This is a genomic window from Rhodopirellula bahusiensis (assembly GCF_002727185.1).
In the GTDB taxonomy this organism is placed as follows: domain Bacteria; phylum Planctomycetota; class Planctomycetia; order Pirellulales; family Pirellulaceae; genus Rhodopirellula; species Rhodopirellula bahusiensis.
The window spans coordinates 143,774-161,348 of sequence record NZ_NIZW01000016.1 but is presented as its reverse complement, the minus strand read 5'-3'; the positions used below and the strand labels follow the sequence as shown (position 1 = coordinate 161,348).

Genomic DNA, 17,575 nt, shown 5'->3' with positions numbered 1-17,575 from the left:
TTCGACTGCGTTTCGGTATAACGAATCGCATGAACACCACGTCGAAAAGCGATTCTGTGCCGGTTCCCGTGGAATCGGTGGCGGACCTGATGGATCGGTTGGGCGACCCTCCAACCGATATTTGGGATCGCTTGGTCGCCGTTGCGGAGTCTGAGCTATCCGCATCGGGATTCGAGGACGCAACCGGCGACTCCGTCCGCTCGCCAGAACACCGTTTCTGGCAATCGCATGGCATCGACCATCGCGGAAAACTCATTTGTCTGGTGGAGGATGATCCTGACATCGGATCGCCGTCGATTGAGATCGAAAGTCCTACGGACTCTGACAGCATCGGGTTGATCGAAGAGGTGCAAGTGAGCGACCAGGCTGAGCTCGCGAGCTCGGGATCAAAACCAAAGAAGACATCCTCCTCTAAGCCAATCATCGTCGCTGCTGTCGCGGCGATTGTCTTGCTGGGCGCTGGCGTCTACTTATGGCCCAGCTCTGATTCGGAGATGACGCAAGTTTCGAACGTTGGCCGTCAAGCAGCTTCTGGATCGAACGCAAACGCGGACGTGTTCGATGCGGGGTTCATCGAGACAACAGATGATTCGTCGCTGGAGTTGAGCACTTTGATGGACGCGGGTCCATTGGAGTCGACCGCAAAGACGGGTGTCGATGCGACTGGTATCGCCTTGAGCTCCGCGGAGATCTTAGGAGCCAACACGCCATCGAATCTTTCGACGGAACAACTTTCAACGTCCGAGACCGGCGGGATGTCGTCGTCTGCTTTTTCTTTGGACGCTTTGATACCCGCACCGGTCGCCATTGAGTCTTCAGGCGATGATGCGGTCGCTGGATCAAGCGTCGACGGTGCGGACGACAGCGATGGATCCAACTCTGCTGCGATGGCTTCATTGGCCGAACCAACTGCTGCGTCGTTTGGTGGTGGAAAAGAAGCGGATGTGATGAGTGAAGGCGACTTCGATGACATGGACTCAAGTGTCGTGCCCGCCGCCACGGAAGAATCCACCGCGACCGACTCAGAGACCTTGTTCGTTTCACTGCCGCCACTTCCGTCGGGCGATTTGTCAGAAGCCGAAAGCGAACCATGGCCGGTAGAGTCTTGGCTGAACGCGAGTTTGGCTTTCGCAAGCGACGATACTGAGTTTGCAATTGCGAATGTGCAATCCCGTGCAGCTTCCATTGTCAGGTCGTCGGACCAGGCCGTGATCGCCAATCTTTCGATCGATGCCGATGAGGATGCAACGCGTTTGGATTGGCTGGCCGTTTCCCAGGAGGCGGACCGGAGGTCGTTGCTGCATGGTCGCGTGGAGCTCGCGTCAGGTCGTCACGTTTACTTGCGACCGAGTCTTCGGGGGGAATCAATCGCCGTTGATTTGGCGGAGCGGGACGTGAAGATAAAGTGGGATCTGTCGGCACCGCCGGAGCCCAAACAGTCTCGGCTGACGATAAACTTGCGAGTGCCGGATGGTGTGGATGTCGGGTGGATCGAACGTATCGAAAACGAGTCGCCACGCAAGGTTCGCGGGATCGCGGTGTTGAGCCAAGAGGATTCCGAATCCGTGGCGGTGGTCGTTCGCCTCGATGTGCAAGCGACCCGAATGATGACGGTTCGAGTTCGGTTTGGTGCTAGGCTGGATCCATCAATGCCATGGCAATGGACCGACCACGCGGATGTCTCGCAAACCCTGGCCGTGGTGACGCGGCAGATGGAGATCGCTGATCTTCGCCACACGGAACTGGACGCAGCTGTCTCGCGAGCCGAGAGTTCACGAGCGCGGCGATTAGCGGCTCGCTTGGAACAGCAGCTGGATCAACTTGAGAGCCAGCAGAAGAATCTGCGAATGTTTGCTGAGCGTTTGGCCGAGCTGGATCAGCTCATTGCCACACTGGCGGGGCAAGCACATCTTGAGGCCGAGCTGTTTGTTTCTTGGCCCGATGACGAGCAGCCGATCTTGCGATTGACGTCAGCCGATGGCTGATTTCTTGGTAGCTGGATTCGCCAAGAATTCGGATGTTTGAGATGTAGGCCAGGTTGTACCTGGCGGGGTGATTGGACGGACATCGCTGAGTCTTGCGGGATCGGCTGGACGCCTCGCTTTGTTCCAAAGCATCGGTTGGGTGCCAGGTAATGACCTGGCCTACGTTGGTGGCTTCGTTGGACTCCGAGGCTCGCGATGGTGAGTGTCCGAATTCTTGGCGAATCCGGCTACGGGAGGTGCGAAACCGGGGACGGGGTGCTCACTCGGATTCGGGGTCTGGAATCCCGAGGGACCTGCCTTCTTCCGAGTCAGCTTCACCGGCGTCTGTCTCTTCTGATTCGGCCGCTTGGTCTTTGTCACGATCGCCTCGTTTGCCGCGTCGCGAACGACGCTCGGTGGGAGGAGGTGTTTCCCCATAGACGCGATCGGTCGTGATCTGAATCGACTCGGCTTTGACTTTCGTTTCGTCTGGCGGTTGATAGAAGCCTCGCACCTGAACTGTGTCGCCCGGCTGAGCCAGCGACAGATTGTTGACGCGAAGTTGCAGTTCCAAGTCCGGCGAAGTCATTGTCTGGACGGGAATATTGCCGGCTCGCAGCGCGACTCCGCCTTGCGGGTTGAGAGCCATCAAGTTGCCAACCACAGTGACCGGGCCGGTCGGAGGACCCGCGTTGCCACGTTGCGGTGGCTTGCTGGGGTGAACGCCGGGTTGATAGTTTTCGCGTTCGCGGCCTTTGAGAAGCTTCGCATTGACGGGTGCGAACAGCTCGAGTTTGCTGACCGGTTCCGTGGGAGTTCCAGCCGGACCAAGGTTGGCTTTGAAGCGAACCAGCATTCCGGGCCGCAAGTAAGCCGGCAAGGCTTTCGCGATGAACGTCAACTGCGAGACCGAGTCGGGGGTCTGCACCATGACCTCGGTGCCATCTTCCCGTTCGATGGTCAGGATCACACCGCGAGATGAAACGAGCTTCCCGCTGAACGAGGTGATCTCGTTGGCGCCACCTGCCGCGGTCTGATTCCCAAAACCTTGCGAGCTGGCAGTCTCGGGAGCAGCGAGAAACATTCCAAGAACGACGGCCAGGCCGCCAACGAATGGTTGAACGGCCGGTCGGGCATTGACGGAGGACTTCGATAGCGACATGGGTTGCCTCAGGCGGGAAGGAGGGAACCCAAATTATAACTATTCGTCGTCGGCACGCATGAAAGGCGTCAGGACCAACGAGTAGTCGCAGAATTCGTCGGCGTTAAAGTACAGGTCCAGTTCTCGGTTCGCCGATTCTTCGCTGTCGCTGGCGTGAACCAGGTTCATTTGGCGGCTGCTGCTGTAGTCGCCACGCAGGGTGCCGGGAGCAGCTTGCAGGCCGTTGGTGGCGCCGAGCATATCGCGGACCACGCGAATGACTTCCAGGCCTTCCAGTGCGATCGCCACGACGGGTGCCGAGGTGATGAACTCTTCCAGCGACGAATAGAACGGTTTTTCGACGTGTTCGGCGTAGTGTTGCTTGGACAATTCAGGTGTCACTTGCAGCAACTTCATCGCAACGATGTGCAATCCCTTGGATTCGAATCGGGACAGGACGTCACCGATCAGGCGGCGTTGGACACAATCAGGTTTGAGCAAGACGAGGGTGCGTTGCATGACAGAAGCACAAATTTCGAAGGGTTGGAAAACAGGATTTTCGCCGAACAACCTCGGCGGAGCAGAAAAATACTCAACGCACCGCTTCGTCGGAACCCGTCACGGCAGCATCGGCTTTTGCAGTTTGTTCCAGCCATCTCAAAAGCAGGCCGCCTGCCAGCGTCGAACCGCCCTCCCCGACCGTCCACCATCCTGGCAATCCGGACATCGAATCAACGATCAACTGAAGCAATCCGAATGCGATTGTTCCCACGGCTGCCCAGCCGATCAGGTCGCGATAACGCGGCAAGTCGGATGACAGGATGCACAGCAGACCACCGACAAACCCGTATAGAAGCGACAAGTTTCGGGCGAGGTAAAAAGTCAGCGGTGACTCGGGGAAGGGATCGATCCCGATTTCCTGGGCGATTTCGATCATCCATTTTTCGGGCATCACCGCGGCGGCAAAAGCCAGCAAAGCGGTCACTCCGATGATCCGCAGGAACCATTTCAGTCGATGGTCAGGAGTCATTGGAGTTGGCCCAAGGAAGCGGCGGAGGTGTTTCGCAGACTCGGATCGCGGCGACCGCGTCGGGTGGGATTTCAACGGCGCGGTGCCGATTCAGATCCACAAACACCCATCGGGTTTGGACTTTGGCCAAGATGGTTTGATCGGACGGACGAGTCACCGTGTAGTGACGCTGGCAGGAATATCGGTTCCAGCTTGGGATCCAAGTCCGGATGATCAACTCGTCGCCACCCAAAGCCGCGGCACGGTAGGTGATATCGTGCCCGCGAACGACCCAGCCAAAACCTGCTTTCAATGCTGCGGCAGCATCCCAGCCTTCGGCGGCGCTGTGGTCGCGAGCGGCCCAAAGCGTCCACTGCAAATAGCGGAGGTTATGGACGTGTTGCTGGGCATCAATTTCATCGGCGGCAACGGTGTGGTGCAGGTCGAAGAAGGCGTAAGGCATTCGTGAAAGTCGCTTGCGATCGGCATACGGATCTAGACGGAAGAATTCGGTCGGCTGAGTCATCCTAGCGTGCTGTCCCGTTTGCTCCATCCGTCCCCGGTTTGGCCAAGATTCGGACTGCTGGCGATGCAAACTGTTGGCTTTGCCGCGGAGGTTGTTTTGCCACAGGGGGCACAGAGTTCACCGAGGGACTGATCGCGATGCATCAGGAACCCCAAACACCTCTGTGTTCTCGGTGACCTCTGTGGCTGATTTCAATTGCACGCGTCCGAATAATGTCCACGATTCACAAAAAACTCAAATCGGAGTCGTCGGTCGCCGACCCACCCCGGTTTCCAGTGCGTAAGAATTAACTTGGTCCGCCGTCCCGACCGCCATTTCCCACCCTTCGACGGCCGAATTCCCGATCTCACGCAGGAGTTTCCAATGCCAGTGTCCTCCAATCTCGCCTCGCTCTCCCGCTTGTTCGCGTCCGTCGCGGCGGCCGGTCTGTTGATTGTCGCGACATCCTGCACCCAGGCTGCTCCGCCCGTGGGAGCGAACTCCGACGATCCCAACGCGAACCCCAACTACAACGGGTTGCCGTTGGATTCTGAAATTGTCGAGGTCAAAACTCGGCCGGGCGAGAAAGTGGCGACCTTGGCCGGGGGCTGTTTTTGGTGCACTGAAGCGGTGTTCGAGCGGATGGAAGGCGTCAACGATGTCGTGTCGGGATACATCGGAGGGAAGGTCAAACGTCCCAACTACGATCAGGTTTGCAGCAAAAAGACCGGCCACGCGGAAGCCGTTCAAGTCTACTACGACCCAACCAAAACGAATTTCGAAGAACTGTTGAAAGTGTTCTTCAAAACCCACGATCCAACAACCTTGAATCGCCAAGGCGCCGACGGCGGCCCGCAGTACCGCAGCAGCATCTTCGTTCACGACGATGAACAACGCGAAAGCGCGAAGAAGGTGATTGAAAAATTGGGTGAAGAATACCGGGATCCGATCGTCACGTTGATCGAGCCAGCCACCAAGTTTTATGTGGCCGAAGAGTTTCACCAGGATTACTACCGCCGGAATCCAAACGCTGGCTATTGCCAAGCGGTGGTCGCGAACAAGGTCCGCAAGTTCAACCGAAACTTTGGCGACAAGATCAAAGAGTCGGCGAAGTAGATCGTGTTGGGTGCGTCGCGCATCAGAATCCTTCCGCTGATGCGTTCCTTCGACGATGCGTTACATTAAGTGCATGCTTGATCCCAGCTCATCGTCGACAGTTGACCTTCTACTTCGCTCTTCTTTTGAAGCGGTGACGCAGTTATCTGAGATCGTTCTTCCGCGGATTCTCTCGCGGCACACCTCTCCCGAAACGAAGTTTAGGGGGAGGTCGAGCGACGCCGTTCAGGCGTACGCTCCTATGGAAATCTCGCTGAACGCTCGCTTTCCGACCCCTCCCGTTCGCAGAGGTCGTGCCGATTTGAAGTGGTGTGTTGCCAAGCGTTTATCATCACCCTCCCCCTGGGAGGGTCGTGCAGTTTTTAGATGCTGTATTGTCGGGCGTTTGTCATTACCCTCCCTCTGGGAGGGTCGAGCGAAGCGAGGGGAGGGTCGAGCATTGGAACCAGCGCATAACCCTCCCCGGCCCGAAGCGGGCCGACCCTCCCAAAGGGAGGGTGAAGTAAAACTACGCGACCCCCGCAACGGGCGGGGTTTGAAAAATGTCACGAGCACTGCACTCAAAAACTGTACGACCTCTTCGCGTGGGAGTGGTGGCAGTCCTTGCCGGCAGCGAGTCCTGCTCATGGCCTTCGCGGTGTTGATCGCAGGAGCGGAAACGTTGCCTGCACAAGTCGTGCAGCTTCCAAGCGTGCGACGGTTTTCCTCCACCAGCAGCATGTTGATTCCCGATCAAGGGACGGGATCGATCGGTGGCGTGTCGTCTTACCAAAGCGGTCGTTCTTCGCGTGGTGGGTTTGCGCCTGGCGGAGCCTTCGGTGGTGTCACTCGCGCCGGCAACGCATCGGTCTCGGTGACGATCATTGATCATGATGAGATCGACCGTCAGCTATTGGGGAACGCCGATCCGCGGCAGTTGGCAAAGCGAACCGCTGAGCAGGAAACAATCGCTGACGTGAAGGCTTTGGTGCAGAACGCGCGGCGACTGCTTCAGAATGGCGATCGTTTGCGAGCACAAGGCACCTACGAGCTAGCACTTCATCGATTGGTTCGTTTGTCAAAACAAAGACCCGTTTCAAGAACGAAGTCCAGTGATGTCGTTGCGACGGAACCGTCCGACCCAAGCTACATGTTGGCTTATGCCAGTCGCGAGTATGTGAAGCATTTCGGTGAGCTGCCAGCGTGGGTGCAGCGGGATGATCGCACTTCGACATCTCGCATCGAAGCGGCTGGGCGCGAGCCCTCCGGTCACGCACCGGGCGGCTTGCGCCGCTCCGCTTATAATCCGGGCAGCGTGCAACGGATTGCGGAGGTGTCGCCGTGATGTCGCGACAGATGGGCGTGCGTTCTTGCCGCGATTTCAGTCGGCGGTTTGGTATCGGACTGCGCGCCGGTGCGGACTTGTTGAAGTTGTTGGAGAGCGAGGCCAAGCACGGTCCGGCCCGGCAACGTGTCGCCATGACCAAAATTCGCGAGGGTGCCAAAGACGGTCATGCGATCAGTGAGATGATGCGGCATCAGAAGCCTTTCTTTCCGCCGTTGCTGGTGGTGATGACGCGGGTCGGTGAGACGACCGGTCGGCTCGAGCGGACCATGCTGGCGCTGTCCGAACATTACGCCCAGCAATACACGCTGCGTCAGAATTTCCTCCGCGCGATCGCTTGGCCGGGGCTCCAGTTTTTGATTGGCATCGGCGTGGTTTCGATTGTCATTTGGATCATGGGAGTTTTGACGGCTCCCACCGGCGGTCAAATGACGGACATGCTGGGGTTTGGGTTGCGCGGTCCGATAGGCGTGTTGATCTTCTGGTCTTACATCGCTGTTTTCGCTGCTGTGCTCGGTGGGATGTATCTGGCCGTTCGCAAGAACGTTGGCGGCATTCAAAACGTCGTGCCGTTGGTATACAAGGTTCCAAAGATTGGTGGTGCCATTCAAACAATTACACTGGCACGTTTTGCTTGGACGTTGTCCCTGTCGTTGGACGCTGGGATCAACCCGATCGATTCGATCAAGCTGTCGTTGGACTCCACCGACAGTTCGTATTATCGAAGCGGGGCCAAGTCGGCCGAAGAGGCGATTCGCGGCGGGGCGACGTTGAGCGAGGCGCTCAACAAAACGCATTTGTTCCCAGAGGAATTCATCACTCAAATCGAGATCGCGGAGCTGTCAGGAACCGACGCGGAGTCGATTGATCATTTGGCCAGGGACTACGACGAACGAGCCAAAGGGGCGATGAAAACGATCGCGGGCGTGGCGACGGGTGTGATCTGGGCGGTCGTTTCGATGTTCTTGATCTTCATGATTTTCCGCATCTTTGGCAAAATCATGGGCTTCTATCAGCAGGGTTTTGAACCGATTTAACGGGAGGCGTCTTCGCATCGCTAGCCACTCGTTTATAGTCGTGAGTTGTTTCGCGACTCAGCAAACACGATCGCTCCATCAAATCAGGATTCAGACAAACCCGTGGTCGACAAAGAACAACCTGCCGAACGAACTCCTTTTTTTGTCGATAAGAACGCACCTCACAATGAAGTCGACTTTGCTCGGATCGAATCCGCCGTGCGAGTGATCTTGGAAGCGGTGGGTGAGGATCCGGATCGCGATGGGTTGCTGGAAACACCGGCTCGCGTGGCGCGGATGTACGCGGAGATGTTCGCCGGCCTGAAATCTGATCCTGGTCGACACCTCGCGAAAGTTTTTGCTGAGGACTACGACGAGATCGTGTTGGTGCGGGACATCAGTTTCTGCAGCATGTGCGAGCACCATTTGTTGCCGTTCACCGGCAAGGCGCACATCGCTTATTTGCCGAGTGGCAAGGTCGTGGGGCTGAGCAAGTTGGCTCGCGTGGTCGAAGAAGTCGCACGGCGTCCGCAGGTCCAAGAACGCTTGACGCACACAGTTGCCAACTTGATCGAGGATCGATTGTCGGCACGCGGTGTTGCGGTGGTGGTGGAGTCGACGCACAGCTGCATGACGATGCGAGGCATTCGCAAACCGGGCAGCTTGTGCCTGACGAGTGCCATGCGTGGCGCTTTCAAGACCGATCCGAAATCACGCGCCGAAGTGCTGGGGCTGATCAACCGAGCCGCGTCGTAGCTGGACTCGTCGGGATCGAGTGTGGTCCCTCGCTGACGCTTCGGGTTGTGATTTGGTAGCCGGATTCGCCAAGAATTCGGATGCGCGAGTTGGTGCGGAGAGATGGCCAACGGCCAAATTCAATTGGTTGCGTTGCGTTTGAGATTGGCCGTTGGCCAATGACGTTGTAGGCCAGGTTGTACCTGGCGGGGTGAATGGACGGGCCGCGTTGAATCTTGCGGGGTGTGGTTGGACGCCTCGCTTTGTTCCAAAGCATCGGCTGGGTGCCAGGTGATAACCTGGCCTACGTTGATGGATTCGCCAGGATGATGGATTCGCCGGAATTCAGAGATCCGAATTCTTGGCGAATTCGGCTACGTTGCGGTTGCTTTTCCGTTCTTTGTTATCAGCGACACGATGATCAGCGTGAGCAGAGCCAATGGGATCGTCACGATTCCAGGTTGGCTGAAGGGCACAGGGCTGCTCAGGGGATCGATGCCATATACCTTTTCGAAGGTGTCGGCGGACAACAGGATCCATCCCAGCGAACTGAACATGCCAACGATGACGCTGGCGACGATGCCTTGCGCGGTCGTGCGTTTCCAGAACAGCAGCATGATCAGCGCGGGCAAGTTCGCACTGGCCGCGATGCTGAACGCCCACCCAACCAAGTAGCTGACGTTGAGGTTGCGGAAAAGAATTCCCAGAACAATCGCGATGGCACCGACGACCACGGCGGCCAATTTCGCGATTCGCACTTGGCTGTTTTCGCTGAACTCCATCCCCATCACACCGTTCAACAAGTCGTGGGCGACAGCTCCACTGCTGGCGAGAATCAAGCCGCTGACCGTTCCCAAAACCGTGGTGAACGCGATCGCGGAAATGATTGCGAACAGCAGACCGCTCATGCCACGAGCGAGCAGCGGCGCGGCCATGTTGCTGTTCGTCACGTCGAGCGTTCCGCTGGTCATCGCACCCAGGCCGAGGTACAGCGTCAGGACGTAGAAGAACCCGATGCTGGTGATGCCAACGATCGTGCTCTTGCGAGCCGCGGCGGCGTCTTTGACAGTGTAATAACGAATCAAAATGTGTGGCAGCGACGCGGTGCCGCAGAACAACGCCAGCATCAGCGACAGAAAGTTGAACTTACCCTTCCAGCTATCACTTCGGATGCCGGCAAACCGTGGGTGCTCACCAGGACGAAGGACCTGTGAGCCGCTGGTGGGTTTCTGGTAGAAGACTTTGGTGGTCGAGCCATCTTCGTTCTTCAGCGTTTCATTTCCCCACAGCACAACCGTGCTGCGATTGAGAACGTCGAAGAACTTCAGCGGTCCGAGCGGCCCGGTTTCGGCTTGGCCGATGTATTCGTTGGGAAGCTTTTTGATTCGCCCGACCGGACGCAAATGACCTTGGCCAGGTTGGTCGCCTTTGGGAAGTCCGCCGATCAATGTCTCGCCGTTCGCCATCGTCGTGATCGACTGGGCTTCCGAGACGATCATCGAACCGCCTTCCTGGATGTCGGCTCGAAACACGTCGTAGCCTTCACCCTCTTCGCGGGTGAATTGAAGGTATTGATCGTTGTCAGCCCAAGTTGACGGCTCGTAGAGTTCCCGGTTCATTGCCTCCGCGATGGCTTGGCGATCGAACTCGCTGACAGACAGGCTGTGTGATGGAAAGGTTGCGTTGTCGACTTTGAACCCTTGTTGCAGCACCATCACGACCAAGATCGCACTGAAAACAACCAGCAACGATCCCTTCAAGAATTGAACCCAAGTCGTCGAGACCATGCCGGCGGTCACAACGATCGTGATCACGACAGCCCCGACCAACAGGACTCCGACCCAGTGGGGGAATCCCAGCAAAGGTTGAATCAGAACCCCGGCGCCGACCATTTGCGGGATGAGATAGAACACGCTGACGATCAACGTGCTGATCCCGGCGGCGGCTTTGATTCCTTTGGAGTCAAACTTGGCATCGAGTGCATCGGCAAAGGTGAATTTGCCAAGTCGTTTCATGGGTTCGGCAATGACAAACAACGCCACGATCCAACCGGCCAAGTAGCCGATCGAATACAGGAAACCATCGTAGCCATAGGCGGCGATCATCCCGCAAATACCCAGGAACGATGCCGCGGACAGGTAGTCTCCCGCGAAAGCAATCCCGTTGATGAACCAAGGGATTTGACCGTGGGCGGCAAAGTAGCCCGCCGACGATTTGGCTTTGCCACCCAGGTAGAAACTCAGGCCGATTGTGAACCCAACGAATGCGAAGAAGACAACGACGGCGGTCATGGAAGGTTCGTAAATCATTCCGATGCCTCCGTCGCTTCGGGCTCGTCAACACTCTTCATGCCGTAGATCAACGCCATGCCGATCGCGACCAAGATCAACGCAAATCCGTACACGATCGCCAAGTTCAATCCGGCGAAAACGATCGTGTCCATCGTTTCGGCTTGGAAGGCGTTCAGCAGCACAAACCCGCCGTAGAGCAGCAGGTAGATCACGAACAGAACCAATCCCAAGCGGGAGGCTTTGTCCGAGGCGGCGGGAGTCGGAGTCGAAACATCGGCGGTGACCGATGGTTCCGATTCAGGGGCGGGGTCGGTGGCGGACAAAACGAAGGACTTTTCAGCGAGGGGCACGAAGCGGCGATCATCGAACGACGCAGTCTATACGAATCGATGAGGGCGTTGTGGTCTGTAGGCCAGGCTGTGCCCGGCGGGGTGATCGGACGGACAGCGTTGAGTCTTGCGGGGGTGTTTGGACGGCTCGCTTTGTTCCAAAGCATCGATTGGGTGCCAGGTGGTGACCTGGCCTACTTGGATGCGGGATAGCTGCTTGGTGCTGTTTGCCACAGAGGGCACAGAGTTCACGGAGATCGTTTGGAACTGATCGATCGAGCGTGACTGAGGCGCCGACTCACCTCTGTGCTCTCGGTGATCTCTGTGGCTAAACTGCGTCGAACGGAGACAGATTCGTGACGAGTTTGCAGTGTGGCCTTGCTGACACGGCGGGTTATGACGGGGCGGATCCGGCTAGGCGATGGATGGCATCGGTAGTCGCAGGCCGTCATAGGCCAAGTGGACATGATCGGGGAGCGATGCTTCCACCGGGCCGTGATCGATGTCGTGGCCCAGGTGAGTCAGGAAGGCTTGGCGAGGTGCAAGTTCCTCGATCATCTCGAGGGCCTCTTCGATGTTGAAGTGGGTCGGGTGCGGCGTGAATCGCAACGCATCCAGGACGAGCGTGTCGAGACCACGCAACCGATCTTTCGATGACTCAGAGATATGGTTGGTGTCCGTGCAATAAGCGAAGTCGCCTAGGCGGAAACCAAGCACCTCGAAGTGTGGCCCATGCTTCAAGGGAACGGGGGCGACGCGAGCGCCGAGAACCTCAAACGGATCGTCGTTGTTGATCGAGAGGATCTCCAGTTGCGGACGTGATCCCGCGTGGGTTTGTTCTCGCTGGGAAAAGGCGTAGTCGTAAGAGGTTCGGATTCGAGCTTCCACATCCGCACGGCAGTACAGCGGCACGGGACGGCCGAGTCGAAACGGAAACAGACGCACATCATCCAGGCCATAGATGTGATCGGCATGCTCGTGAGTGAACACCACCGCATGGACTAGCTTGATCTTTTCACGAAGCAATTGCGTTCGCAAATCAGGCGGCGTGTCGATCAGCAAATTGCCCTCAGGCAACCGAATCAGGATCGAGCAGCGAGTCCGGTTGTTGCGAGGATCAGTGCTTTGGCAGACGTCGCAATCGCATCCAATCGCCGGCACACCAACGCTGGTCCCGGTGCCTAAGAAGATGACTTCCGGGATGGAATTGGCGGTAGAAGCGGCGTTGGTTGAGTCGGCGGTTGCGGTCATGAAACGATGTTATCGCGGTCGGTCACGCTCGGGCAGGTGAGGTTGCTGGAACGCCGCTGGCGAACAAGAGATCAGACGTGTGATCATTGCCCTGTCAACAACAAACGGATCGCCGTGGAAATTCCACGACGATCCGTTGTTCGTTGTGCCCAGAGACTTGGTCGAACGTCTTCGATCAGCTGTTTGCCACTGCTTCGCCATCTTCGACTGCTTCTTCGCCCTCGCTCGCATCTGCTTCGAGCGGTGCGACGAAGCCGCCGGCGGCCAAGACCTTTTGCTTGATCTCGTCGGAGACGTCTGGGTTTTCGATCAAGAAGTTACGAGCCTTCTCCTTGCCTTGTCCCAGATAAGTGTCGCCGTACTTGAACCATGAACCGCTGCGGTTGACGACTTTGTTTTCGGTTCCGAGGTCCAGCAAGTCGCCTTCGAAGCTGATGCCGTTGGAGTGCATCATGTCGAATTCAGCGATCCGGAACGGAGGTGCGACCTTGTTCTTGACGATCTTGGCTTTGACGCGTTGACCGACTTGCTCTTCGCCGTCTTTCAAGCTGCCGATCCGACGGACATCGATTCGGCACGAGCAATAGAATTTGAGGGCGCGACCGCCGGGAGTGGTTTCGGGGCTGCCGAACATCACACCGACCTTCTCGCGAATTTGGTTGATAAAGACGACGGCCGATTTGCTTTTGGCAATCGCACCGGTCAGCTTCCGCATCGACTGGCTCATCAAACGAGCTTGCAAGCCGACGTGGCTGTCGCCGATCTCGCCTTCGAGTTCTGCCTTGGGCACCAGGGCCGCGACGGAGTCGATGATGATGACGTCGACGGCGTTGGATTTGACCAGCATCTCACAGATCTGCATGGCTTCTTCACCGCTGCCCGGTTGGCTGACCAACAGGCTGTCCAATTCCACACCGAGCTTCTTGGCCCAACTTGGGTCAAAGGCATGCTCGGCATCGATGATTGCCGCGATCCCGCCGGACTTTTGGGCTTCGGCACCGATGTGCAGAGCCAACGTCGTCTTACCGGAAGATTCCGGTCCGAAGACTTCGATGATTCGGCCTCGCGGGATGCCCTTTCCACCCAAAGCCATGTCGAGGCTGAGGCTGCCCGTCGAGATGCAATCGATGGTCAGCTTTTGGGAAGCTCCCAGCGGCATGATCGCACCGTCGCCAAACGACTTTTCGATCTGTTGAAGCGTGGTCTTCAGACCGGGTTCCTTTTCCAGAATGGTCTTCATGCCTGGATCCAGCTTGACGCCCTTGGATGCTGCCGGCGTTGCCATGCGTGGTTTCTTTGCCATGTCCTGATTCCTTTATTCCCTGAACAAACTTTTCTTGTTTCCAATTCAAACCCAGCCGATGTACGGACCAACGTTGGTCAGACATGGCGATCCCTGCGAAGCCGCAAGGTGGATCCTATCGAGGAGGCTGTCGGAGACAATGAAAGTCCGACAGGTTTTCCACCGAAACGCGTTCCACCGAATGGTGTGTTGACCGCATTCCACTGGCTCCTCTTCACACCCTTAGTATTCGTCAGAGCGGTGACACGTTTGGTCATGGACGAGCCTTGCCCTTTGCGACCAAAGAAGCCTGCGACCCGAGAGTCTTTGCGGAGCGGAAGAGAAATCCAGAAGCAACGAACCTGCGCGACCGGGTTTCGTTCCGATTTCGATTGGATCGCGGTTGGAACGTTAAGAAGCGAGCTGGCTTGGCGTTTCGCTGTCGGTGTTCCGAAGCGGCTTTTCACGCACCGCAATCCAGGTCGCAAACAGGACCAGGACACTGGCAATTTGAATCGAAGCGATGACCGCGGGATGAGTGTGTCGGAGCCGGTCCATGGAACGTCGCAAAACTGCGGGTTCCCGTTTCTCCTGCAAAAGGATCTGATCCGAGAGGGACACTTGGGCAGGGATCCCCCCTGTCTGGTTGTGTGCGTCGGGCCATTCCGCAACGTTTTCCCATCCGTTCGCGGTGCGGCGCCAGCCAACAGGCGGCACGGCGCGAGGGCCGCTGGAGATCAAAGGCTGGTTCGCTTCGATCGAGTGGTTGGACGATTCGTCCAGCACCGGCACTTTCACTTGTTTGCGATCAGGGGCCTGTTCCGAAGCAGTCGCGTTGGACCGCGACGTGTCGTTGGACGCCTTCATGGAACTGGGGACACCACTGAGGATGTTGACCATTCCCAACAAGATGGCGAGTGCGGCCGTCTTTCGCAGGCGTTTGCAATAGAACGACGCATCAACCTGTGGGGTATTCCCCAGGCGATGAGATTCGAGATGCGAGAAGGATCGGCGATTGCCGAGCGAGCGAAAACGTGCGAGTGCCATGGGAAGGAAGGGATGCACGTGTCGGACCAGACGCCTTGCTACCCGGTGGCTCGCGGTCTAACGCACCGACGGTAAAGGGGTTGCGTCTACGCGTGCGAGTTCAGCCAACAGTGAAGCATGATGCGTGATTGCAACAAAAGTAGCGTGAGGTCCACGCTTGATGGCGTGGCGAGACGTATCAAAACCGCGTCACTACAACCGGTGCGACTGGCAAAGGCTTCCACCGATTGGCACTCATCACGAATCCCGGCCTCTCACGCTCGGCTGCCGACATGCTGCGCCGAATTCTTGGCGTAGTGTTCTATCAGCCAACGGAATCAAGCCCGCGTGATGCACTTCGCGTGGCGAACAACGCACCAATGAACCACGAGACGATATCGATGACCAATGTCGCAGAAAGCACCAACTTGGAAGATGTTTTTCATGTCGACATCCTGCCTGCCTTGCCGCACAGTGCGATCAGCCTGCTGCAGCTGTCTCAAAAGGAATCCGCCGGACCGAATGACTTTGCCAAGCCGATCGAGGCCGATCCAGGGTTGATGGGTCAGGTTCTGCGGTTCGTGAATTCGTCCTACTTCGGATTCAGCCGCGAAATCATGAGCATTCCGCAGGCGATCACGTTGGTCGGCTCGCGAGCGATCGTGAACTTTGCATTGTGGAACGCTGTCTTCAGCGTGATCCCCAATCCGAAGTTTGGTCCCTTTGATTTGAAAGCTCTTTGGCAAGACTCACTGCGTCGCGCCATCTTTGCTCGAAAAGTCGGGCGAGTTTTGAAACTGGAAGCCGCCGAAGATCTATTCGCGGGCGCTTTGCTGCAGGACATGGCGATTCCTTTGTTGTTGAAAGAGTTGCCAACGGAATACGAAGAGCTGGTTGAGAAGCGAGCTTCGGAAGGCAAGCGTTTGAGCGGCTTGGAAAAAGAGATGTTTGGTTGGAACCACGCGGATGCCGCGGCGGTTTTGGCGACCCGTTGGAACCTTCCCGAAGAGTTCGTTGAATTGATCGCACAGCACACCGAGATCGAGCAGTTGCTCGAAATGGGCGACCCAGCCCGCGGTGCAGCGTGCGTGGCACTGGCATCGTTGCTGCCTTCGTGCAGTGAAAAAGATTGGCACGAAAAGGGCAAGTTCGCCCGTGCGAGCCAACGTCTCTCTGGCATGTCCAAAGAAAAATTGTTTGAATGTCTGACAGAAGTCGACGAGCAAACCGCGGAGTTCGCACCGTTGCTGAAGTTGCCGGTGCCAGAACAATCAATCATGTCTTTCTTGGCTGAGAAGTAATCACATTTGGATGTTCCACGAATCGCACGACTCTGGTTTCCAGACGCAGCGTCGTTCGAGATTGAATCGTGGAACCCGGGGCTGAGCGGCGGGCGGGTCTTTCGAATTCGCCCTGCCGCGAACCCGTTGGCTTATGCGTTGAAGGTTTCGGCCGAAGGAGAGCCGATCGCGCGCTGGCATGCTCATGCAAACGCACTGAACATGGCGATGAGGCAACCGGAAGAAGCTTCATTCGAGATCACGCCAGACAACCAAACCGAGTCGGCGATCCTTGCCACTCCGCTTCCGACCGTGGATGGTCGATGGATCGTTTCAGATCGCGGACGTCACTGGCAATGCACTCCTTGGGTCGATGGGACAGCTTGCGGTGACTCCGAAGCCACCGACGGTGAATCCGCCGCGCGAGTCTTGCAGCTGGGCGGAGAAGCAATTGCGAAAACGCATGCGAAGCTGGCCAACCTGCCTGCGCCCGACAATCTTACGGAGCAAGCACCTCGTTGTTTTCGCGATCGGATGCAACGTCTTCGCGAGTTGGGGCCGTGGTTGTCATCGGGAAGTTTGCTGCGGGAGCAATTGCCGGGCTCGGTATCGCAGTGGCGAGCCTTGCTGGTTGGCTGCGTGAGCGTTGATGGAACGACTCAACCAACGAGCATGCAAACCAGCGAAGATCGGCGTGCGTATGAAGAGCTAGCGAACCGATTGATGTCAGCGGCGGAGTTGCTGGTCAAACATGGTGTCGCGATCCACTCAAAGCTGATTGCGGAATTTGCGGAACGTTTTGAGAGTTCACCGAAGGGATGGCGACAGAGCTGGGTGCTTCGTGACGTGCATCGAGAGCACATCCTATTGGACGAGTCTCGTGAAACCGTGGTCGGGATCATCGATCACGACGCGATGGATTGGGATTGTCCGATCGTTGACCTGGCGAGATGGTCGGGCAGTTTCCCTGTGCAACTGGACGAGTGTCTTTCTGCCAGTCGGCTGGAACTTGCGTTGACGGGATACAACCGGATTGCGTCGGCAAAATACGGGGTGGAACTGGCGGATGGTGGCAGAGGTCGCTCATTCCATTTACAGAGCCCGACACCAGAAGAACTCGCTTTGGGCGAGACTCTTGTGCGTCTAAACGCGTGGGTGGGAATGGCAAATTGGGTGGATTGGATTGGATTGAGACGACGCGTCTTTGTCTCGTCGCCGGAACGTCTCTCGAGTCGAATTTCCGGCTTGATCGATTCAGTTTGCCACTTTTGCTAAGCTACGGGACTCATTTTGGTCGAACGATTGG

19 protein-coding genes and 3 pseudogenes are annotated in these 17,575 nt (G+C 57.2%); 7 read left to right on the top strand and 15 right to left on the bottom strand.

All coding sequences use genetic code 11. From position 1 onward, the window contains the following. Window positions 1-29: 29 nt before the first annotated feature. Entirely contained in the window at window positions 30-1,985 is a 1,956-nt protein-coding gene (locus CEE69_RS20325) for a hypothetical protein (RefSeq protein ID WP_099262432.1), read from the top strand. On the opposite strand, the gene CEE69_RS33700 is transcribed toward CEE69_RS20325, so the two are convergent. From CEE69_RS33700 to CEE69_RS20300, 6 genes and pseudogenes are all read right to left on the bottom strand, one after another. Further along, entirely contained in the window at window positions 1,971-2,117 is a 147-nt protein-coding gene (locus tag CEE69_RS33700; RefSeq protein WP_390179987.1) for a DUF1589 domain-containing protein, read from the bottom strand. The genes CEE69_RS20325 and CEE69_RS33700 overlap by 15 nt on opposite strands. Continuing rightward, window positions 2,054-2,197: pseudogene (locus CEE69_RS33555) on the bottom strand (DUF1589 domain-containing protein); the annotation flags it as partial. The gene CEE69_RS33700 and the pseudogene CEE69_RS33555, both read right to left, overlap by 64 nt. A gap of 47 nt (window positions 2,198-2,244) precedes the next feature. After that, on the bottom strand, window positions 2,245-3,126 hold the full coding sequence (locus CEE69_RS20315; protein WP_099262431.1) for a hypothetical protein: 882 nt from the start codon (window positions 3,124-3,126) through the stop codon (window positions 2,245-2,247). A 39-nt stretch (window positions 3,127-3,165) separates the two neighbouring features. Beyond that, window positions 3,166-3,624: a nucleoside-diphosphate kinase gene (ndk, locus tag CEE69_RS20310; protein ID WP_099262430.1), complete on the bottom strand. Its 459-nt coding sequence runs from the start codon at window positions 3,622-3,624 to the stop codon at window positions 3,166-3,168. Window positions 3,625-3,697: 73 nt separating this feature from the next. Then, a complete protein-coding gene (locus CEE69_RS20305) occupies window positions 3,698-4,135 on the bottom strand; it encodes a hypothetical protein (RefSeq protein ID WP_099262429.1) in 438 nt (145 codons plus the stop codon). After that, window positions 4,125-4,577 carry an acyl-CoA thioesterase gene (locus tag CEE69_RS20300; RefSeq protein ID WP_099262468.1) on the bottom strand — a complete coding sequence of 151 codons (453 nt, stop codon included), beginning with the start codon at window positions 4,575-4,577 and terminating at the stop codon, window positions 4,125-4,127. The genes CEE69_RS20305 and CEE69_RS20300 overlap by 11 nt, the downstream gene beginning before the upstream one ends. A gap of 426 nt (window positions 4,578-5,003) precedes the next feature. On the opposite strand from CEE69_RS20300, the gene msrA reads away from it, so the two are divergent. The 4 genes from msrA to folE all read left to right on the top strand — a co-directional run bounded on the left by msrA (window position 5,004) and on the right by folE (window position 8,831). Beyond that, window positions 5,004-5,735, top strand: coding sequence for a peptide-methionine (S)-S-oxide reductase MsrA (gene msrA, locus CEE69_RS20295; RefSeq protein WP_099262467.1), 732 nt, complete (start codon window positions 5,004-5,006; stop codon window positions 5,733-5,735). Window positions 5,736-6,360: 625 nt separating this feature from the next. Beyond that, entirely contained in the window at window positions 6,361-7,059 is a 699-nt protein-coding gene (locus CEE69_RS20290; RefSeq protein ID WP_099262466.1) for a hypothetical protein, read from the top strand. Next, a complete protein-coding gene (locus tag CEE69_RS20285; RefSeq protein WP_099262428.1) occupies window positions 7,059-8,096 on the top strand; it encodes a type II secretion system F family protein in 1,038 nt (345 codons plus the stop codon). Before CEE69_RS20290 ends, CEE69_RS20285 begins: the two co-directional genes overlap by 1 nt. Window positions 8,097-8,141: 45 nt before the next feature. Beyond that, a complete protein-coding gene (gene folE / locus CEE69_RS20280; protein ID WP_099262427.1) occupies window positions 8,142-8,831 on the top strand; it encodes a GTP cyclohydrolase I FolE in 690 nt (229 codons plus the stop codon). On the opposite strand, the pseudogene CEE69_RS20275 reads toward folE, so the two are convergent. The 9 genes and pseudogenes from CEE69_RS20275 to CEE69_RS20240 form a co-directional block, all read right to left on the bottom strand. Beyond that, window positions 8,812-9,015: pseudogene (locus tag CEE69_RS20275) on the bottom strand (hypothetical protein); the annotation flags it as partial. The gene folE and the pseudogene CEE69_RS20275 overlap by 20 nt on opposite strands. Then, window positions 8,951-9,106, bottom strand: a complete 156-nt coding sequence (locus CEE69_RS33550; RefSeq protein ID WP_390179988.1) for a hypothetical protein — start codon at window positions 9,104-9,106, stop codon at window positions 8,951-8,953. The gene CEE69_RS33550 and the pseudogene CEE69_RS20275, both read right to left, overlap by 65 nt. A 78-nt stretch (window positions 9,107-9,184) precedes the next feature. Then, window positions 9,185-11,119: a sodium/solute symporter gene (locus CEE69_RS20270; RefSeq protein ID WP_099262426.1), complete on the bottom strand. Its 1,935-nt coding sequence runs from the start codon at window positions 11,117-11,119 to the stop codon at window positions 9,185-9,187. Next, window positions 11,116-11,451, bottom strand: a complete 336-nt coding sequence (locus CEE69_RS20265; protein WP_233215457.1) for a DUF485 domain-containing protein — start codon at window positions 11,449-11,451, stop codon at window positions 11,116-11,118. The genes CEE69_RS20270 and CEE69_RS20265 overlap by 4 nt, the downstream gene beginning before the upstream one ends. 10 nt (window positions 11,452-11,461) lie before the next feature. Beyond that, on the bottom strand, window positions 11,462-11,611 hold the full coding sequence (locus CEE69_RS33280) for a DUF1589 domain-containing protein (RefSeq protein WP_233215467.1): 150 nt from the start codon (window positions 11,609-11,611) through the stop codon (window positions 11,462-11,464). Next, window positions 11,566-11,664 (bottom strand): annotated as a pseudogene (locus CEE69_RS33275) (DUF1589 domain-containing protein); the annotation flags it as partial. The gene CEE69_RS33280 and the pseudogene CEE69_RS33275, both read right to left, overlap by 46 nt. Window positions 11,665-11,844: 180 nt before the next feature. Beyond that, complete coding sequence (locus tag CEE69_RS20255) at window positions 11,845-12,681, bottom strand: MBL fold metallo-hydrolase (protein WP_099262424.1); 837 nt, start codon at window positions 12,679-12,681, stop codon at window positions 11,845-11,847. 175 nt (window positions 12,682-12,856) lie between these two features. Next, window positions 12,857-13,984 carry a recombinase RecA gene (recA, locus tag CEE69_RS20245; RefSeq protein ID WP_099262422.1) on the bottom strand — a complete coding sequence of 376 codons (1,128 nt, stop codon included), beginning with the start codon at window positions 13,982-13,984 and terminating at the stop codon, window positions 12,857-12,859. Between the two features lie 390 nt (window positions 13,985-14,374). Then, the gene (locus tag CEE69_RS20240) at window positions 14,375-15,010 is read right to left on the bottom strand and encodes a hypothetical protein (protein ID WP_099262421.1); all 636 of its coding nucleotides are present in this window, start codon (window positions 15,008-15,010) and stop codon (window positions 14,375-14,377) included. A 380-nt stretch (window positions 15,011-15,390) separates the two neighbouring features. Here CEE69_RS20240 and CEE69_RS20235 point away from each other — a divergent pair, with 380 nt between their 5' ends. Next, window positions 15,391-16,290: an HDOD domain-containing protein gene (locus tag CEE69_RS20235; protein WP_233215456.1), complete on the top strand. Its 900-nt coding sequence runs from the start codon at window positions 15,391-15,393 to the stop codon at window positions 16,288-16,290. Between the two features lie 207 nt (window positions 16,291-16,497). Continuing rightward, the gene (locus CEE69_RS20230) at window positions 16,498-17,544 is read left to right on the top strand and encodes a phosphotransferase (protein ID WP_233215455.1); all 1,047 of its coding nucleotides are present in this window, start codon (window positions 16,498-16,500) and stop codon (window positions 17,542-17,544) included. Window positions 17,545-17,575: the final 31 nt, after the last annotated feature.